Here is a 15,970-nt window from a genome sequence, read left to right on the forward strand (position 1 = left end):
ATCCTTGTTCAGTCGGGCGTTGTTTGGGTTGCTTGGTTGCCGCGTATCACCTCGACACCGGTGCGGCGCGGTGCGCTCTGAGCGACTTTTTTCGGGGCTTGGGCGAAGGCCAGCTGGGTGAATTGGTAGAGGTCACGGTTGGCGCTTTGCAGCTTGGCCGGCGTATCGCTTTCGCCGGCCCAGTAGTGGCTCAACAGGCGTTCGTCGCTGCTGCGCACGGCCAGGCGCAAGGTGCCGGCCTGGGAGGCGAGCATCAACCGGCTCAGCAGTTGCTCGGGCACCGCCAGCACCACGGTGCGGGAGGGCGCGCGGCGTTGGGCTTTTTCTTCGGCGGTCATGGCGGGCGGGGAAGCAGGGGTGCCGTCGTTGGTCAGGCCCAGTTGGTCGCCGACGCTGAGCAGGCGCATGGCGGGGACCACCACTTGGGCCGATTGTTCGAGGTTGGCGGTGTCTTGGCGCAGGTACAGCAGCACGTCCACATAGTCGCCGGGGCTCAACTGGCCGGCGGCGCCGATCACTTCATCGACGGCAACGGCCAGGGCGCGTTCATCCGGGCGAATCATGCGTGCCAGCGGGCCGCCGGGGGTGAAACTTTCCTCGTTGAGCCAGGTGCCCGCCTGCAGCGCACGCCACGGGGTGCGGCCGATGGCCTGGTCAACACTGGTCATGCTGCCGGCGGGCACGGTGCGCAATTTTTCTACGGTAAGGTCAGCGGCATTCAGGGCAACAAAGGGCGGCACATCATGGGCCAGCACCACCACCGGTTGGCGGGTCTGGTCTTCAACCACGGCGACGGCTTTTTCGGCAGGAGCGGTTTGTGGCGGTGGCGGTGGTGCCGCAGCGGGCTCACGGCTGAGTACCAAGCCCCAATAACCGGCAAACAGCGCGCCGACCAAAAGCACACCGGCCAGTATCATGCTCAGACGCGTGTTCATGACGGCTCTCCTTTTCCTGTTGCACCACAACCCGTCTATCCGAACAGGTCAAATCCGCAACCCGGCTGCTATGAACAGTGGACTAACTATTTCGCTATTTGAAGGTAGTTCAGCTAGGACGAAATGCCATTACTGACAGAAAGATTTCTTTGACGGGCAGTGCTCAGCCTTAGAAATCACGGATTTAAGGCGTCAGCAAAGCACCCACTACTTTGTGATTAATCCGTTTTTACAGTTGTGAGGGCGGGGTTTGTTGACAATGCTCAGATGGCACATCGCAATTACTGTGCAGCACCGAGCTAGGGCGCCTGGCCGCCCATGGAGCAGTACGATGATTCTTGATTTCCTGATTAGACTTCACGTCCAACTGCAGTTGCTTTTTCAGCGCAAAGACGGCGCGACGGCAATTGAATATCTCATTCTTGTAGCGATTGTAGCGTTGGTGATACTGGCAGCTGGTACTACGCTGAAACCACAGATCACCGCCTTCTTCACCAAGATCACCACCGCTGTTACGCCACCGTAAATTTCCAGGGTGTCTGGTGACTGTGCAGTACCTTTTGATCAGGCGCGAAAGCGCCTAGAGGAGCCGTATCATGATCCTTGATCTGTTGATGAGATGTTGTGTTCAGCTGCAACTGCTGTTTCGTCGTAAAGACGGTGCAACGGCGATTGAGTACCTCATACTCGTGGCAATTGTAGCGCTGGTGATACTGGCAGCAGGGACTACGCTGTCGCCACAGATCACCGCCTTGTTTGCGAAGATAACGACCGCCATCACCACGTGACCCCTAACCAGCACTCTATGAGTACGCTTGTTTCTGATAAGCACTGCCAGGTAGTACCCATGAATGCTGCATCCGCACCTTTTCGCCAACAAATCCTGTTGGTGGACGACGAAGAAGATGCCCTCGACGAACTGGCGGAGTCGCTGGAGAACGAGGGCTTCGTTTGTTTTACCGCCACCTCCGTCACCTACGCGCTGCAGGAGCTGACCCTGAACCCCGACATCGCGCTGGTCATCACTGACCTGCGCATGCCCGAGGAAAGCGGCATCTCCCTGATCAAACGCCTGCGTGAACACACCGCCCGCCAACACTTGCCGGTGATCGTGATGTCGGGTCATGCCGAGATGGATGATGTGAGCGATATGCTGCGCCTGCAGGTACTGGACCTGTTTCGCAAGCCCATCTACCTGGTGCGGTTGATTGATACGCTCAACAGCCTGTTTCCACAGAAAAAGACTCACCTGTAGGTGCGAGCTTGCTGTAGTAAGCGGGCTTGTAGTGGCCAGTGGGCTTCCTGTGGCGAGCGGGCTTATCGTGGCGAGCGGGCTTGCCCCGCGTTGGGGCGAAAAGCGGCCCTGACCCAGGCACCGCATTTCTCCAGTTAGAACTCATCGGCAGGTTTTGGCGCTGCTTCGCAGCGCAACGCGGGGCAAGCCCGCTCGCCACAGGAAGCCCGCTCGCCACAAAAGGTATTCCTACCACTCACAGCTGATAGCTGAAGCTCAGCGTATACCGCGGGCGCCGGTTGAAACTGTCCAGCGCGATGTCCGACATGGGTTTGGCGGCTTCCAAGGCAATGTTGTAGTACTTGTTGTCGCCAAAGCGCAGGCCTACCGCCGCCGATGACATGTCATTGCCTTTGACCGGCAGCTCGTTGAACCAGGTCTTGGCGCGGTCGAGCACCACATAGGGTTGCAGCACCCGCACCCAATCGCCGGCACGGTTGAAGCTGTAGTTGACCTCATATGCCACGCCCCAGCCCTTGTCGCCAGAGCCCTGGTCATCCGGGTAGCCACGGCCGAAATTCTGCCCGCCGAAGGTCGCGCGTTCACTGTCGGGCAAGGTGTTGTCGCTCCAATAGAAAGCACCCGAGAGCACGCCCTGCCAGTTATCAAAAAACTTGTCGCTCTGCACGCCGGACAGGCGCAGGCGGAAGAAATCCAGGTCAGGTTTTGTACCCTCCAGATCACTGCGCGTCGTGGCGCCCAAACCATTGATGCCTTGATACAAGCCGGCGCTGAGAATACGCAATTGGCGCGTGTCGGACTTGCGCCAGTCGCCCTCGAACGCCAGCGCGCGCAGGTTGGTTTCGATGTCGAAACGGTTGGGTTAGCCGACCAGTTGATAACGGGTGGTTTGGTCCACCGCGTACAGGCGCGTGCCCAGGGTCAAGGATTCGTTGGGCGAGGCAATCAGCGGGTGGCTGAGGCCGATGGTGTAGCGGTCGATCGACTGGTGCGGCTTGAGTTCGAAGCCGCCGTCGAGCTGGATGTTACTTCTGGGGTCGGCGCGATAACGCTCGGCGCCCAGCGCCAGTTGGGTGCCCTCGGCATTGATGAACTGGCTGTAGCCCAAACGGTAGTAGTGTTCTTTGTCGTCGCCCGGTGGGAACAGGCCGCTGACATTCAACTGCTCGCCCATGGACGTCTGCGAATTGCTGGTGGCGGTGAGCAACGCCTGCGTGCCGCCACGGTTTTTGTCGACCAGGCTCATGCTGGTGGTGAAGGGCTTGCGGCTGGCCTGGATCGTCATGTGCGTGCCGCCATCGGTGGTGCCCGGCGGTGGCACTTGGGCCTGCAAGGTTACGCCGGGAATACGGCCCATCAGCGTGGTGTAGCGCTCGAAGGTCTTGCGGGTCAACGGGCGTTCGGCGAGCAGTTTATTCGCCAGTTTGTCGACGTAGGCCGAGACCGAACCGATATCGCCACTTTGCTGGTAATCCTTGATGTAACCCTCCACCAGTACCACGCGCACCAGGCCGTTTTCGAAGGTCTGTTGCGGCAGGAATGCGTAGGACAACAGGTAGCCGTCATCCTGGTAGCGGCGCGTGATGCTGCGGGTGGCTTCGATCAGTTGCGCAAGGTTGGTCTCATGGCCAATCAGCGGCGCGTAGGCCTTGGCGGTCTCGTCCAGCGGGTAGATGGTGCCGCCATCGATCTGCAGCTTGCGGATGGTGACTTTGGTGTCCATCAGCAACGGCTGGCCTTGGGTGGCCGGCGCCTCCGGGACCTGGGTCTGGGGCGTGACCGGTCGATAGGCATCGGCGGGCAGGTTCGGCACCGGCAGGTTGCGGATGGTGTCGTTGCTGTTGAGGAAGCTGGGAAGGGTCTCGGCCTGGACGTAGGCACTGAGGGTGAGCAGTAACAACGGCGTCAACACGCGCATAGGACACTCCATGGTCAAACTGCAGCAGCGTTTCTGGCCCGCCGGGTTCTGGGACGCGGTTCGGGAGAGCCAAGCATTAGGTTTTGAAACAAGCCCCATAAAAAAGACGAGAGACTTATAGGGTCTCTCGTCTCAACCAAGCGTAGGCGCTGTAGGGGAGGCCGTCTAATCGGCCAGGTGCAATTCTATTTTTTGCCGGTCAGGCCGTTCAACAAACCGCCCAGGCCGCCGCTTGTACCGGTGCTTGCACTGCCACCGGCCGACGCGTTGGCACCGACGCTCAGGCCACCGAGCAAGCCGCCACCGCTGCTGGTGCCACCGGTGACCAAACCACCTACCGAGCCTACGGTGTTGCCAACGGCGGTGACGGTGGTGCCTACAGCGTTGGTGATCGGGTTGGCGTTGGCTGCGGTCAGGTTGGCGCCGATACCGCTGACTGCACCGCCGACTTGAGTCACCAAACCGTTGACCGGTGCGCCGATGCCGGTGGTGGTGCCGATGTTTTGCGTCAGGTTGGCGACACCGGAGGTCACAGGGTTGAGTGCTGCGCCGACGTTGGTGGCCAGGCCCGCTACCGGTGCAGTGGCGGCGGTGTTGGCCACGCCGTTGCCGCCGATAAGGGTACCCAGGGAGGCAACCGTACTGCCCACTGCCCCACCGGTGACACCCGCTGCGCTAATGGTGCCGTTGGTGTTGCCGACATTCAGGCCGTTGCCCACGTTGGCGACCAGGCCGCCGACCAGTTCAGGCAAACCGGAAGTTGGGCCAGTCGAAGCCGGGTTGATATAGCCGCTCGACTTATCGAGTGCCGAGCCGGTACCGGTCAACACGCCGCCGACGAGTGTGCCCAGAGGGTTGCCCGCACCGCCGGCGCCGGCGACTTGGGTGCCCGCACCTTTGAGAGTGGAGCCGACTTTATCCAGTAGGCCGCCGACCGGGTTGGCCAGGCCAGTCTTGTCGCCGAGGTTGCCGGTGGTGTTTTCCACCAGTGACACGACAGGGACCAGGACTTTACTGCCGAGGGTGTTGGTCACTGAGCCCAGCGGGCCAGTGGTACTGGCGGTGCTGAGGGTGTCGCCGAGCATGGTCACGGCCTGGCCGACTTTATCGACGACGCCGCCTGCTGCAGTACCCACGCCACCGGTCAGCCCGCCGACGACAGGAATACCGCCGAGGGTAGTGCCGAGTGATTTACCTGCGGTCGAAACGCCGGTGCCGAGAATTTCGACGCCATCGCCGACGCCGGCAATCGTGTTGCCCACGGAGTTACTGTCGGTGCCCAGTGTGCCCAGGCTGCCAAGACCCTTGGTGCCAATCGTGCTGACGGCGCTGCCGGTTGCGGTGACCAGGCCACCCGCAGTCGTACCGACGATAGGAACACTGGTCAACGCAGAACCCAGGTCGCCAACCGCGGCCCCTACGTTACCGACCGTGGTGCCCACGGCGCCGACGACTTGGCCGGTGACCAGAGGCGTGGTCGAACCAGTGCCGCCACCTGTGCCGCCGCCAGTGCCACCACCGGTTCCGCCACCCGTGCCGCCGCCAGTGCCACCACCGGTTCCGCCGCCAGTGCCGCCACCTGTGCCACCACCGGTGCCGCCGTCAGTACCGCCACCGGTGCCACCGCCAGTGCCACCGCCCGTACCGCCACCGGTTCCACCGCCAGTGCCACCGCCCGTACCGCCACCGGTTCCGGCTCCTGCGTCAGGAGACGAGGCCGCCACACTGCTGTGATGTCCGCCACCACCGCTGCTGCAACCACCGAGGCTCATCGCCATGATCAGGGCCAGCGCGGTACTTGCTTTCCATAGCACTACTTGAGTTTGAGTTTTCATGATTGAGTTCCCTTGCACCTGTACAACCTTGGTTGTTTCAAACGCTCGTTACTTCTAGGGATAGCGATGCGTTTGTCCGTGTGGCTATCACAGACCCAGGCGCTCTTTCTCGCAACGCTCAACTTGGTATTAACGATTTATATACGGGTCGCCTGACAGCGCTTAGCGACTAATACCAAGGGTATAAAGAGAGGATGTATCAAGATGCATATGTGTTTTATATCAATGGCTTAAATAAAAAAGCGGACCTGATAAGGTCCGCTATAACTTTGGGTGTATATATACAATTAATCAGTGTTTTTCAGGCAATGGGCTGCCATTTACCGCGCATATGTTCAATGTCGCCGGCGCCCTTTAACAGCAACTCGCCACTGGAGCTGGGTGCACTCGCCAGCAAAATAACTTCACTGGGCAGGCGCACCGGTTTTTTAAACTCGACCACGATTTCAATGTTGGCGGCGGGTAAGTGTTCGCCCAGTGCGGCGAGGGTGTGCGCCTTGTTCCACAACCCATGAGCAATGGCTTGGGGGAAGCCGAATAGTTTGGCGGTCAGGGCGCTCAAATGGATCGGGTTGTAATCGCCGGACACCCGGGCATAGCGGCGGCCGATATCGGCGGGGGCTTTCCAGCGGGTCAGTTCAGTGACCTGCGTGGGGCTGGGCAACGCGTTATCCGTCGGCTCGCCCTCTAGCTTCACGCCCCGGCAGAGCATCTGGCTTTCGGCTTCCCACAGCAGGCCGAGGGAATCCTCGACCGTTGTGATCACCTCAAAGGTTGCACCCTTGGCGTGCGGCCTGAGGTTTTGCGCGTGCACCGCCACCGTCAACTCGTTCACCGCGCCCAGCGGCCGGTGAATGCGGATACGGTTACTCAGGTGAATCAGCCCCAGCAGCGGGAACGGAAAATCTTTTGCGGTGAGCAATTGCATCTGCAGGCCGAACGCCAGGATATGCGGGTAAGTGGCCGGCAGGATGGGGCTGTCGGCAAAGCCGCAGACGTTGCGATAGGCCGCCACCGCCTTGGCGTTGACACTCACCCGGCAACGCAACCCGCGCTCGGGCAATGTGCTGCCGGTGATCTTGCGCTTGAGGGCCGCGCGCCAATACAGCGGCGGCAGAAACGGGGTAGTGCCTAAGGTCTGCCATTCCATGTTTATGCTCCCAGCAGGCTCTGCCCACACACCCGCAACGCTTGGCCGCTGACTGCGCCGGAACCCGGCTGGCCGAGCCAGGCCACCGCTTCGGCGACGTCCTGCGGCAAGCCACCCTGGCCCAGCGAGCTCATGCGTCGCCCGGCTTCGCGCAGGGCGAACGGAATGTGCGCGGTCATCTGGGTTTCAATAAAGCCAGGCGCCACGGCGTTAATGCTGATCCCGCGCTCGCCCAGCAACGGCGCCCAGGCCTGGGCCAGGCCGATCAGCCCGGCCTTGCTCGCGGCATAGTTGGTTTGCCCGCGGTTACCGGCGATGCCACTGATGGAGGCCAGCAATACCACGCGACCGTTGTCGTGCAAGGTGCCGCTGTCGAGCAGCGCCTTGGTCAGCACTTGTGGGGCATTGAGGTTGACGGCCAGCACCGCGTCCCAGTATTCCGGGGTCATGTTGGCCAGGGTCTTGTCGCGCGTGATGCCAGCGTTGTGCACCACGATATCGATGCCGTCCGGCAGGTGTTCGATCAACTGCGTGGCCGCGTCTTCGGCGCAAATATCCAGCAATACACTGCGTGCGCCCAGGCGTGCAGCCAGGGCTTCGAGATCAGCCTTGGCCTGGGGCACATCCAGCACGATGACCTCGGCGCCATCGCGCGCCAGGGTTTCGGCGATGGAGGCGCCAATGCCACGGGCGGCACCGGTGACCAGCGCCTTGCGCCCGGCCAGCGGGCGAGTCCAATCCTCGACCGGCGTTGCGCAGGCTTGCAGACGAATCACCTGGCCTGAGATGTAGGCGCTTTTCGGCGAGAGGAAAAACCGCAGTGCGCCTTCCAACTGGTCTTCTGCGCCTGCACCGACATACAGCAGTTGTAGGACGCCACCGCTGCGCAGCTCCTTGGCCAGGGAGCGACTGAAACCTTCCAGGGCGCGCTGGGCACTGGCGGCGAACGGGTCGCTGAGGCTTTCCGGCGCGCGCCCCAGAATCACCAGGTGCGCGCTGTGGTCGAGGTTTTTCAGCAGCGGTTGAAAGAATTCGCGCAGTTGCTTGAGTTGGTCGGTGTGCTGCAAGTCGCTGGCATCGAACACCACGGCCTTGAGTTTGGGGCTATGCCCGGGAATCCATGCGGGCGCGCCCAACGGCTCGGCGCCATAGCTGTAAATCGCGTCGGTGAGCTTGTTGGCAAAGGGCAGCACGTTGGCCGCCAGCGCACCGCCGCCCAACAGCAACGCGCCTTCTACCGGGCGCAGGCGCCCAGCCTGCCAGCGTTCCAGGCGTACCGGTGACGGCAGGCCAATGGCGGCGACCAAGCGATGGCCGAGGCTTGAGTTGGCGAAGTCGATATAACGGTCAGACATGGAACGCTCTCCGAAGGCTGGGGTTCAAAGGGTTGACCACCCCGGTGCGGTAGTCGTTCGATCAGCCTAGGCTAGGCTGGATGATTCCACCCACAACTATCAGGGAGCTTTCCATGACTCAATTGCGCCGTGTAGCGATCATTGGCGGTAATCGCATCCCCTTCGCCCGATCCAACGGCCCGTATGCCACGGCGAGTAACCAGGCGATGTTGACTGCAGCCCTGGAAGGCCTGATCGAACGCTACAACCTGCACGGCCTGCGCATCGGCGAGGTCGCTGCCGGTGCGGTGCTCAAGCATTCGCGCGACTTCAACCTCACCCGCGAATGCGTGCTGGGTTCGCGCCTGTCGCCGCAAACCCCGGCCTACGATATTCAGCAGGCCTGCGGCACGGGGTTGGAAGCGGCGTTGCTGGTGGCCAATAAAATCGCCCTGGGCCAGATAGAGAGCGGGATTGCCGGGGGCGTCGACACCACCTCCGACGCGCCCATCGGCGTAAATGAAGGCCTGCGCAAGATCCTGCTGCAAGCCAACCGCAGCAAGTCCATGGCGGACAAACTAAAAGTCCTGTTACAACTTCGTCCCCACCACCTCAAGCCGGAGCTGCCGCGCAACGGCGAGCCGCGCACAGGCCTGTCGATGGGCCAGCACTGTGAGTTGATGGCGCAGACCTGGCAGATTCCCCGCGCGGAGCAGGATCAGTTGGCCCTGGAAAGCCACCAGAAAATGGCCGCGTCCTACGCTGAAGGCTGGCACAACGATTTGCTCACGCCGTTTCTCGGCCTGACCCGTGACAACAACCTGCGCCCGGACCTGACCCTGGAAAAACTCGCCAGCCTCAAACCGGTGTTCGAGCGCAGCGAAAAAGGCACGCTTACCGCCGGCAACTCCACGCCACTGACTGACGGTGCTTCCCTGGTATTGCTGGGCAGTGAGGCCTGGGCCAGGGAGCGCGGCTTGCCGATCCTCGCTTACCTGCGCGATGGCGAAGCGGCGGCGGTGGATTTCGTCAACGGCGCCGAAGGCCTGCTGATGGCGCCGGTGTACGCGGTGCCGCGTTTGCTGGCCAGGAATGGTCTGACGCTGCAGGACTTCGATTACTACGAGATTCACGAAGCCTTCGCTGCCCAGGTTTTGTGCACGCTGAAGGCTTGGGAAGACCCGCAATACTGCAAAACCCGTTTGGGGCTGGACGCGCCGCTGGGCTCCATCGACCGCAGCCGACTCAACGTCAAAGGCAGTTCACTGGCGGCCGGACACCCGTTTGCGGCGACTGGCGGGCGGATTGTGGCCAACCTGGCCAAGCTGTTGGACGCCGCCGAGAAGGGCCGTGGGCTGATTTCAATCTGTGCGGCGGGTGGTCAAGGTGTAACGGCGATTATCGAACGCTGAATTGTGCAGTTAAATTGGCATATTGGATGCATTCTTGAGTGTCAAAGGTCGGTAGCCTCTCCCCGCGGCGGGCCGATTGCCGTATAACGAGTGCCATACGCGTGTTTGGTAATAAAGGACCCACAATAAAAGCTGATGAAGACTCCTAAACGCATTGAACCCCTGATCGAAGACGGTCTGGTCGACGAAGTGCTGCGCCCACTCATGAGTGGTAAAGAAGCAGCTGTTTATGTGGTGCGCTGCGGCAACGAATTGCGTTGCGCCAAGGTTTACAAGGAGGCGAATAAACGAAGTTTTCGTCAGGCGTCCGAATACCAGGAAGGCCGTAAGGTCCGTAACAGCCGGCAAGCCCGGGCCATGGCCAAGGGCTCCAAATTCGGCAAGAAAGAAACCGAAGATGCCTGGCAGAACGCCGAAGTAGCGGCGTTGTTCCGTCTGGCCGGTGCGGGCGTTCGCGTGCCCAAGCCGTACGACTTCCTCGAAGGCGTGCTGTTGATGGAGCTGGTGGCCGACGAATACGGCGACGCCGCGCCACGTCTGAATGACGTCACGCTGGAGCCGGACCAGGCACGCGAATACCACGCCTTCCTGATTTCCCAGATCGTGCTGATGCTGTGTACCGGCCTGGTGCACGGCGACTTGTCCGAGTTCAACGTACTGCTCACGCCGACGGGCCCGGTGATCATCGACCTGCCCCAGGCGGTGGATGCGGCGGGCAACAACCACGCGTTCAACATGCTGGAACGGGATGTGGGCAACATGGCTTCCTACTTCGGGCGCTTTGCCCCGGAGTTGAAGAAGACCAAGTACGCCAAGGAAATGTGGGCGCTGTATGAAGCCGGCACCTTGCACCCGGCCAGCGTATTGACCGGCGAGTTCGACGAGCCGGAAGAGTTGGCGGATGTTGGCGGTGTGATCCGCGAGATTGAAGCGGCGCGGTTGGATGAAGAGCGTAAGCAAGCGATTCGGGCGGCGGATGATGCGCCACCGACCAAGACGGCAGAGGAACCGCCGCCGCCTTGGATACAGTGATCTTCCGGTAGCTGATCGTTCCCACGCAGAGCGTGGGAACGATCGTCAGGCGCAGCAACTGCCCGACGCCAACTCCTTGAGAATCGGACAGTCCGGCCGATGATCGCCCTGGCAGTGTTCCACTAGGTCCTGCAACGTATCGCGCAGTTGCCCAAGCTCCAGAATCTTCTGATTCAGCTCATCAATATGCTGGCGTGCCAAGGCTTTTACGTCGGCGCTGGCCCGTTGTCGGTCTTGCCACAACGTCAGCAACTTGTCGACTTCCTCCAGCGAAAACCCCAGATCCCGCGAACGCTTGATAAACGCCAGAGTGTGCAAGTCGTCGCTGCCGTACACGCGGTAGCCGCTGTCGGTGCGGTGCGCGGCTTTGAGCAGGCCGATGGATTCGTAGTAGCGAATCATCTTCGCGCTCAGCCCGCTCTGGCGGGCGGCTTGGCCGATGTTCATGGGCGTTGATCCTCCAGATCCTTGGGTTTCCAAGTCTTCAACAGTAACGCATTGCTCACCACACTGACGCTGGACAAGGCCATCGCCGCGCCCGCCAATACCGGGTTGAGCAGGCCGAACGCGGCCAGGGGAATGCCGATCAAGTTATACACAAAGGCCCAGAACAGGTTCTGGCGAATTTTGGCGTAGGTCTTGCGGCTGATCTCCAGCGCGGCCGGCACCAGGCGCGGGTCGCCGCGCATCAACGTGATGCCCGCTGCGTGCATGGCCACGTCGGTGCCGCCGCCCATGGCAATGCCGATATCGGCAGCCGCCAGGGCCGGGGCGTCGTTGATGCCGTCGCCGACCATCGCCACCACGCCGGTTTTCTTCAGCTCGGCGACGGTGGCCGCTTTGTCGGCCGGGAGGACTTCGGCGTGGACATCGTCGATGCCCAGCGCTTCAGCGACCACGCGGGCGCTGCCGCGATTGTCGCCGGTGAGCAAGTGGCTGCTGATGTGCTGCGCCTTGAGTTGTTCCACGGCTTGCAGTGCGCCGGGCTTGAGTGTGTCGCCGAAAGCGAACAGCCCCAGCACGCGCGGTTGTGCACCTTGTTCGATCAGCCAGGACAAGGTCCTGCCTTCGGCCTCCCAGGCCTTGGCGGCAGTGGCGAGGTCGCCCTCGTTCAAGCCGTTTTCTTCCAGCATGCGGCGGTTGCCCAGCGCGAGTGGCTGGCCGTCGAGCGTGCCGGCAATGCCGCGCCCGGTCAGGGATTGACTGGCAGTCACATCGGCCACGTTCAGCCCTTGTTCGCTGCAGGCGTCCAACACAGCCTTGGCCAGCGGGTGTTCGCTGCCGCGTTGCAGTGCCCCGGCCTGTTGCAGCAGTAGGGCTTCATTGCCATCCACCGCCGCCAAGTGCGCAATTTTCGGCGCACCGGAGGTAAGTGTGCCGGTCTTGTCGAAGACCACGGCGCTGACTTCATGGGCGCGCTCCAGGGCTTCGGCGTCCTTGATCAGAATGCCGTAGCGCGCGGCGACGCCGGTGCCGGCCATGATTGCGGTCGGTGTGGCCAGGCCCAAGGCACATGGGCAAGCAATCACCAGCACGGCGACGGCATTGATAATCGCGGTTTCCAGCGACGCGCCGTACAGCCACCAGCCCACCAACGTGATCAGCGCCAGCACCAGCACGGCGGGCACAAACACCTGGCTGACTTTGTCCACCAGTTTCTGGATCGGCGCTTTGGCGGCCTGGGCGTCTTCGACCAGACGGATGATGCGCGCCAGCACGCTCTCGGCGCCCAGCGCCTGGGTGCGCACCAGCAAGCGGCCCTCGCCGTTGATGGCGCCGCCGGTGACCTTGTCGCCCGGCTGTTTCGGCACGGGCAGGCTTTCGCCGCTGATAAGTGCCTCGTCGGCATGGCTTTGGCCGTCGACCACTTCACCGTCCACCGGGAAGCGCTCGCCGGGTTTGACCAGCACCAGGTCATCGAGCTTGAGCGCGCTGATGGCGACGTCTTCTTCGCGGCCATCCAGCACGCGAATTGCCCGCTCCGGGCGCAAGGCTTCGAGGGCGCGGATGGCGCTGGCGGTCTGGCGTTTGGCACGGCTTTCCAGGTATTTACCCAGCAGCACGAGGGCGATCACCACGGCCGAGGCTTCGAAATACAGGTGCGGCATGCTGCCCGCAGGGGCAGTGAGCCATTCATAAATACTCAGGCCGTAACCGGCGCTGGTGCCGATGGCCACCAGCAGATCCATGTTGCCGGCGCCGGCGCGCACGGCTTTCCACGCGGCGATATAGAAGCGCGCGCCAAAGATGAACTGCACCGGCGTGGCCAGGGCGAACTGCACCCAGGCCGGCAGCATCCAGTGCAGGCCGAAGGGCTCCACCAACATCGGCAGCACCAATGGCAGCGCCAGGGCAATTGCCAGCAGCAATGACCAGCGCTCGCGGTGCAGGCGCTGGGCTTGATTGGCGTCGGTGACGGTTTCACTTTGCGCCAGGGTGGCGGTGTAGCCGGCCTTGTCGACGGCGACGATCAAGATGCCGGGGTCCATCTGGCCCTGCACTTGGACATGTGCGCGTTCATTGGCCAGGTTGACGCTGACACTTTGCACCCCCGGCACTTTGCTCAGCGCGCGCTCGACACGGCCGGCGCAGCTGGCACAGGTCATGCCGCTGATGGGCAGGTCAAACGTGGTAGATCCATTCATGGGGCAGCCCTCCAAGAGACATTGCCCCTAGGATCAACCTTGACCTGTGGGGAAGGTCAAGGGGCTTTAATAACCCAGTAAGCGATCGTTCCCACGCTCCGCGTGGGAATGCTGCTAGGGACGCTCCGCGTCCGCTCGTAAGGGTTTGACGCAGAGCGTCGCAGGCTGCATTCCCACGCGGAGCGTGGGAACGATCAATAACCTAAAGTAGCGTTCTTGAGGTACATGCCGTCCGGGCCTTGAGCGATGCGCACCTTACGGACGTCTCCGGCCTTCAGCGTCATGTTTTGCGCAGGTGGCGCCAACAGTCCAGGCAGGCAACCCGGGGATTGGCCCGGCAGCAGCTTCAGGCGCAACGACACATTGCCGGCCGGCAGGTTGAATGAGGTCGCTTGTTCCTGGAATAGACGGCCTGCGAGCTGGTCATTGAGGTAAAGGCCGATCTCGCAGTTGGTCGGCACTTCCAGGCGCTCGCGGGAAATAATCAGCACCGCATAGTCTTCATCTGCACTGGCCATGGGCGCAACGGCAGACAGGCTCAACAGGCCGACAAGGCCAAAAAACGACCAGCGCATGGCGAATGCTCCGTGGTTCATATCTAAGATGGATGAAGCTTGGCCGAGGCGGCGCCTGAATACCAGCCCGGCCGACATTTTAGGCGCTTGACCTTGCCATCGTGGCAAGGTCGAGACTGGCCCCAACCTCATCAAAGGAGTCATGTCATGCAAGTATTCAGTGTTGAAGGAATGACCTGCGGCCATTGCGTTCGGGCGGTGACCCAAGCGCTGCAAAACCAGGACCCGGCGGCGAGCGTGAACGTCAACCTGGCGGCCAAGGAAGTCGGTGTGGAAAGTCGCTTGTCAGCCGAGCAAGTCATCGAGCTGATCACCGAAGAAGGCTACAGCGCCAAGCTCGCGTAAGTTTTCCGATAGTTAGCGAGCTAACGTAATGTTCATCACACCCAAGCGCGGCTAGACTGTCGGGCTGCCGACTCACTTGGGTGTCTGATGAACCTCCGCATAATCCTGATTCTGGGCGCCTTGAGCGCCTTCGCGCCGTTGGCGATCGACTTTTACCTGCCGGGCTTCCCGGCGATGGCCACGGCCTTTGCGACTGACGAAAAACATATCCAGCTGACCCTGGCGGTGTATTTCGCTGGCCTGGCCATCGGCCAATTGATCTACGGCCCGCTGGCGGACCGCTTTGGCCGGCGCGTGCCGCTGCTCAGTGGCGTAACCCTGTTTACCCTCGCGTCCTTTGCCTGCGCCTACGCGCCGTCGCTGGACTGGCTGATCGGCGCGCGCTTTGTACAAGCGCTCGGCGGTTGCGCCGGCATGGTGATTTCCCGTGCGGTGGTCAGCGACAAGTGTGATGCCGTGGGCTCCGCCAAGGTGTATTCGCAACTGATGCTGGTGACCGGCCTGGCGCCGATCCTCGCGCCGTTGGCGGGTGGCGTGATGGTTGGGGTGTGGGGCTGGCAGTCGATCTTCCTGGCGTTGTCGATGTTCAGCGTGATGGCGGCCATCGCGGTTGCGGTCGGCTTGCCGGAAACCTTTCCGGCGCATCAGCCGCGCCAGCCGTTGTCCGGCTCGCTGCGCCGCTATGGCGCGTTGTTGTCCGACCGGGTTTACCTCGGCTACGCCTTGACCGGCGGTATCTCGATTGCCGGGATGTTTGCCTACATCGCCGGTTCCCCCTTCGTATTCATAAAACTCTACGGCGTGCCTGCCGAGCATTACGGCTGGCTGTTCGGCTCCAACGCCGCCGGCTTTATCCTGGTGGCGCAGCTCAATGCACGGTTGCTGGCCAAGCGCGGTCCGGCGTTTTTGCTCTCGCGCACGGTCTGGGTCTACGTCGCGGCGGCGTTGTCGCTGTTGGGCATTGCCGCGTTGCGCACCGAAGCGCTGTGGCCGTTGTTGGTGCCACTGTTTATCTGCATCGCCAGCCTGGGCTGCATTTTGCCCAACACCTCGGCGTGCGCCATGAGCGGGCAGGGCGCACGTGCCGGGAGCGCCTCGGCGTTGCTGGGTTGCATACAGTTCGGTGTGGCGGCGGGCGCGGCATCGCTGGTTGGCGTGTTGCACGACGGCACGGCAATGCCGATGGCGATGGTCATCAGCTTGTGCGGTGTATTGGCAGTGACGATTGCCGTGTCGACCCAGCGCCTGCAACGGGCGAGGGCCGTGCAAGCGCAGGTCTGAAGTGCGGATCAGCCAGCGGCGGAGCGTTGCTGGCTGAGGGGAATGCGGTGGGGCGCTTGAATGCGGGCTTGCAGGGTGTCGGCAAAGGCACGGGCCTCGGCCTCACTGCGGAAGGTGAACGCATCACCGTCGAGGCTGACCTGCCATTTGTTGCCGGGGGATTTTGCTAACGCTCTTATCAGGATCTTCATTGCTGACTTCCTCACGTAAAAGAATCGTGGCAAAGGCGGCCAATATAAACCCGAATGCGCTC

Annotated in this window: 15 protein-coding genes and 1 pseudogene; 7 read left to right on the forward strand and 9 right to left on the reverse strand. The window is 62.0% G+C overall.

Translation table 11 applies throughout. The features are described from left to right. Nucleotides 1-8 precede the first annotated feature (8 nt). Entirely contained in the window at nt 9-935 is a 927-nt protein-coding gene (gene cpaB / locus PspR76_RS03475; RefSeq protein WP_159953980.1) for a Flp pilus assembly protein CpaB, read from the reverse strand. Between the two features lie 331 nt (nt 936-1,266). Here cpaB and PspR76_RS03480 point away from each other — a divergent pair, with 331 nt between their 5' ends. From PspR76_RS03480 to PspR76_RS03490, 3 genes are all read left to right on the forward strand, one after another. Beyond that, nucleotides 1,267-1,461, forward strand: coding sequence for a Flp family type IVb pilin (locus PspR76_RS03480; protein WP_159953981.1), 195 nt, complete (start codon nt 1,267-1,269; stop codon nt 1,459-1,461). 70 nt (nt 1,462-1,531) lie between these two features. After that, the gene (locus PspR76_RS03485) at nt 1,532-1,723 is read left to right on the forward strand and encodes a Flp family type IVb pilin (protein WP_159953982.1); all 192 of its coding nucleotides are present in this window, start codon (nt 1,532-1,534) and stop codon (nt 1,721-1,723) included. Nucleotides 1,724-1,782: 59 nt separating this feature from the next. After that, nucleotides 1,783-2,190 carry a response regulator gene (locus PspR76_RS03490; protein WP_159953983.1) on the forward strand — a complete coding sequence of 136 codons (408 nt, stop codon included), beginning with the start codon at nt 1,783-1,785 and terminating at the stop codon, nt 2,188-2,190. A gap of 235 nt (nt 2,191-2,425) precedes the next feature. On the opposite strand, the pseudogene PspR76_RS03495 reads toward PspR76_RS03490, so the two are convergent. From PspR76_RS03495 to PspR76_RS03510, 4 genes and pseudogenes are all read right to left on the reverse strand, one after another. Continuing rightward, nucleotides 2,426-4,108 (reverse strand): annotated as a pseudogene (locus PspR76_RS03495) (ShlB/FhaC/HecB family hemolysin secretion/activation protein). A gap of 185 nt (nt 4,109-4,293) precedes the next feature. Continuing rightward, the gene (locus PspR76_RS03500) at nt 4,294-5,943 is read right to left on the reverse strand and encodes a collagen-like triple helix repeat-containing protein (RefSeq protein WP_237235718.1); all 1,650 of its coding nucleotides are present in this window, start codon (nt 5,941-5,943) and stop codon (nt 4,294-4,296) included. 301 nt (nt 5,944-6,244) lie between these two features. Then, nucleotides 6,245-7,093, reverse strand: coding sequence for a MaoC/PaaZ C-terminal domain-containing protein (locus tag PspR76_RS03505; protein ID WP_159953984.1), 849 nt, complete (start codon nt 7,091-7,093; stop codon nt 6,245-6,247). Nucleotides 7,094-7,095: 2 nt separating this feature from the next. After that, nucleotides 7,096-8,448, reverse strand: a complete 1,353-nt coding sequence (locus PspR76_RS03510) for a 3-oxoacyl-ACP reductase (RefSeq protein WP_159953985.1) — start codon at nt 8,446-8,448, stop codon at nt 7,096-7,098. 113 nt (nt 8,449-8,561) lie between these two features. Here PspR76_RS03510 and PspR76_RS03515 point away from each other — a divergent pair, with 113 nt between their 5' ends. Continuing rightward, nucleotides 8,562-9,839: an acetyl-CoA C-acetyltransferase gene (locus tag PspR76_RS03515; protein ID WP_159953986.1), complete on the forward strand. Its 1,278-nt coding sequence runs from the start codon at nt 8,562-8,564 to the stop codon at nt 9,837-9,839. Between the two features lie 135 nt (nt 9,840-9,974). Then, nucleotides 9,975-10,871 carry a PA4780 family RIO1-like protein kinase gene (locus PspR76_RS03520; RefSeq protein ID WP_159953987.1) on the forward strand — a complete coding sequence of 299 codons (897 nt, stop codon included), beginning with the start codon at nt 9,975-9,977 and terminating at the stop codon, nt 10,869-10,871. Nucleotides 10,872-10,916: 45 nt separating this feature from the next. Here the strand turns inward: PspR76_RS03520 and cueR are convergent, their stop codons facing one another. The 3 genes from cueR to PspR76_RS03535 form a co-directional block, all read right to left on the reverse strand. Then, nucleotides 10,917-11,318 (reverse strand): Cu(I)-responsive transcriptional regulator, encoded by a 402-nt coding sequence (gene cueR, locus PspR76_RS03525; RefSeq protein WP_159953988.1) that lies wholly within the window; start codon nt 11,316-11,318, stop codon nt 10,917-10,919. Next, nucleotides 11,315-13,516 (reverse strand): heavy metal translocating P-type ATPase, encoded by a 2,202-nt coding sequence (locus PspR76_RS03530; protein WP_159953989.1) that lies wholly within the window; start codon nt 13,514-13,516, stop codon nt 11,315-11,317. The genes cueR and PspR76_RS03530 overlap by 4 nt, the downstream gene beginning before the upstream one ends. Nucleotides 13,517-13,710: 194 nt before the next feature. Then, complete coding sequence (locus PspR76_RS03535; RefSeq protein WP_159953990.1) at nt 13,711-14,091, reverse strand: hypothetical protein; 381 nt, start codon at nt 14,089-14,091, stop codon at nt 13,711-13,713. Nucleotides 14,092-14,238: 147 nt separating this feature from the next. Here PspR76_RS03535 and PspR76_RS03540 point away from each other — a divergent pair, with 147 nt between their 5' ends. Then, nucleotides 14,239-14,436, forward strand: coding sequence for a heavy-metal-associated domain-containing protein (locus PspR76_RS03540; RefSeq protein ID WP_159953991.1), 198 nt, complete (start codon nt 14,239-14,241; stop codon nt 14,434-14,436). 87 nt (nt 14,437-14,523) lie between these two features. Then, complete coding sequence (locus tag PspR76_RS03545) at nt 14,524-15,717, forward strand: multidrug effflux MFS transporter (protein ID WP_159953992.1); 1,194 nt, start codon at nt 14,524-14,526, stop codon at nt 15,715-15,717. Nucleotides 15,718-15,725: 8 nt separating this feature from the next. Here PspR76_RS03545 and PspR76_RS03550 read toward each other — a convergent pair whose 3' ends face one another. Then, entirely contained in the window at nt 15,726-15,908 is a 183-nt protein-coding gene (locus tag PspR76_RS03550) for a hypothetical protein (RefSeq protein WP_017134711.1), read from the reverse strand. Nucleotides 15,909-15,970 lie beyond the last annotated feature (62 nt).

The organism is Pseudomonas sp. R76 (genome assembly GCF_009834565.1).
Lineage (GTDB): Bacteria > Pseudomonadota > Gammaproteobacteria > Pseudomonadales > Pseudomonadaceae > Aquipseudomonas.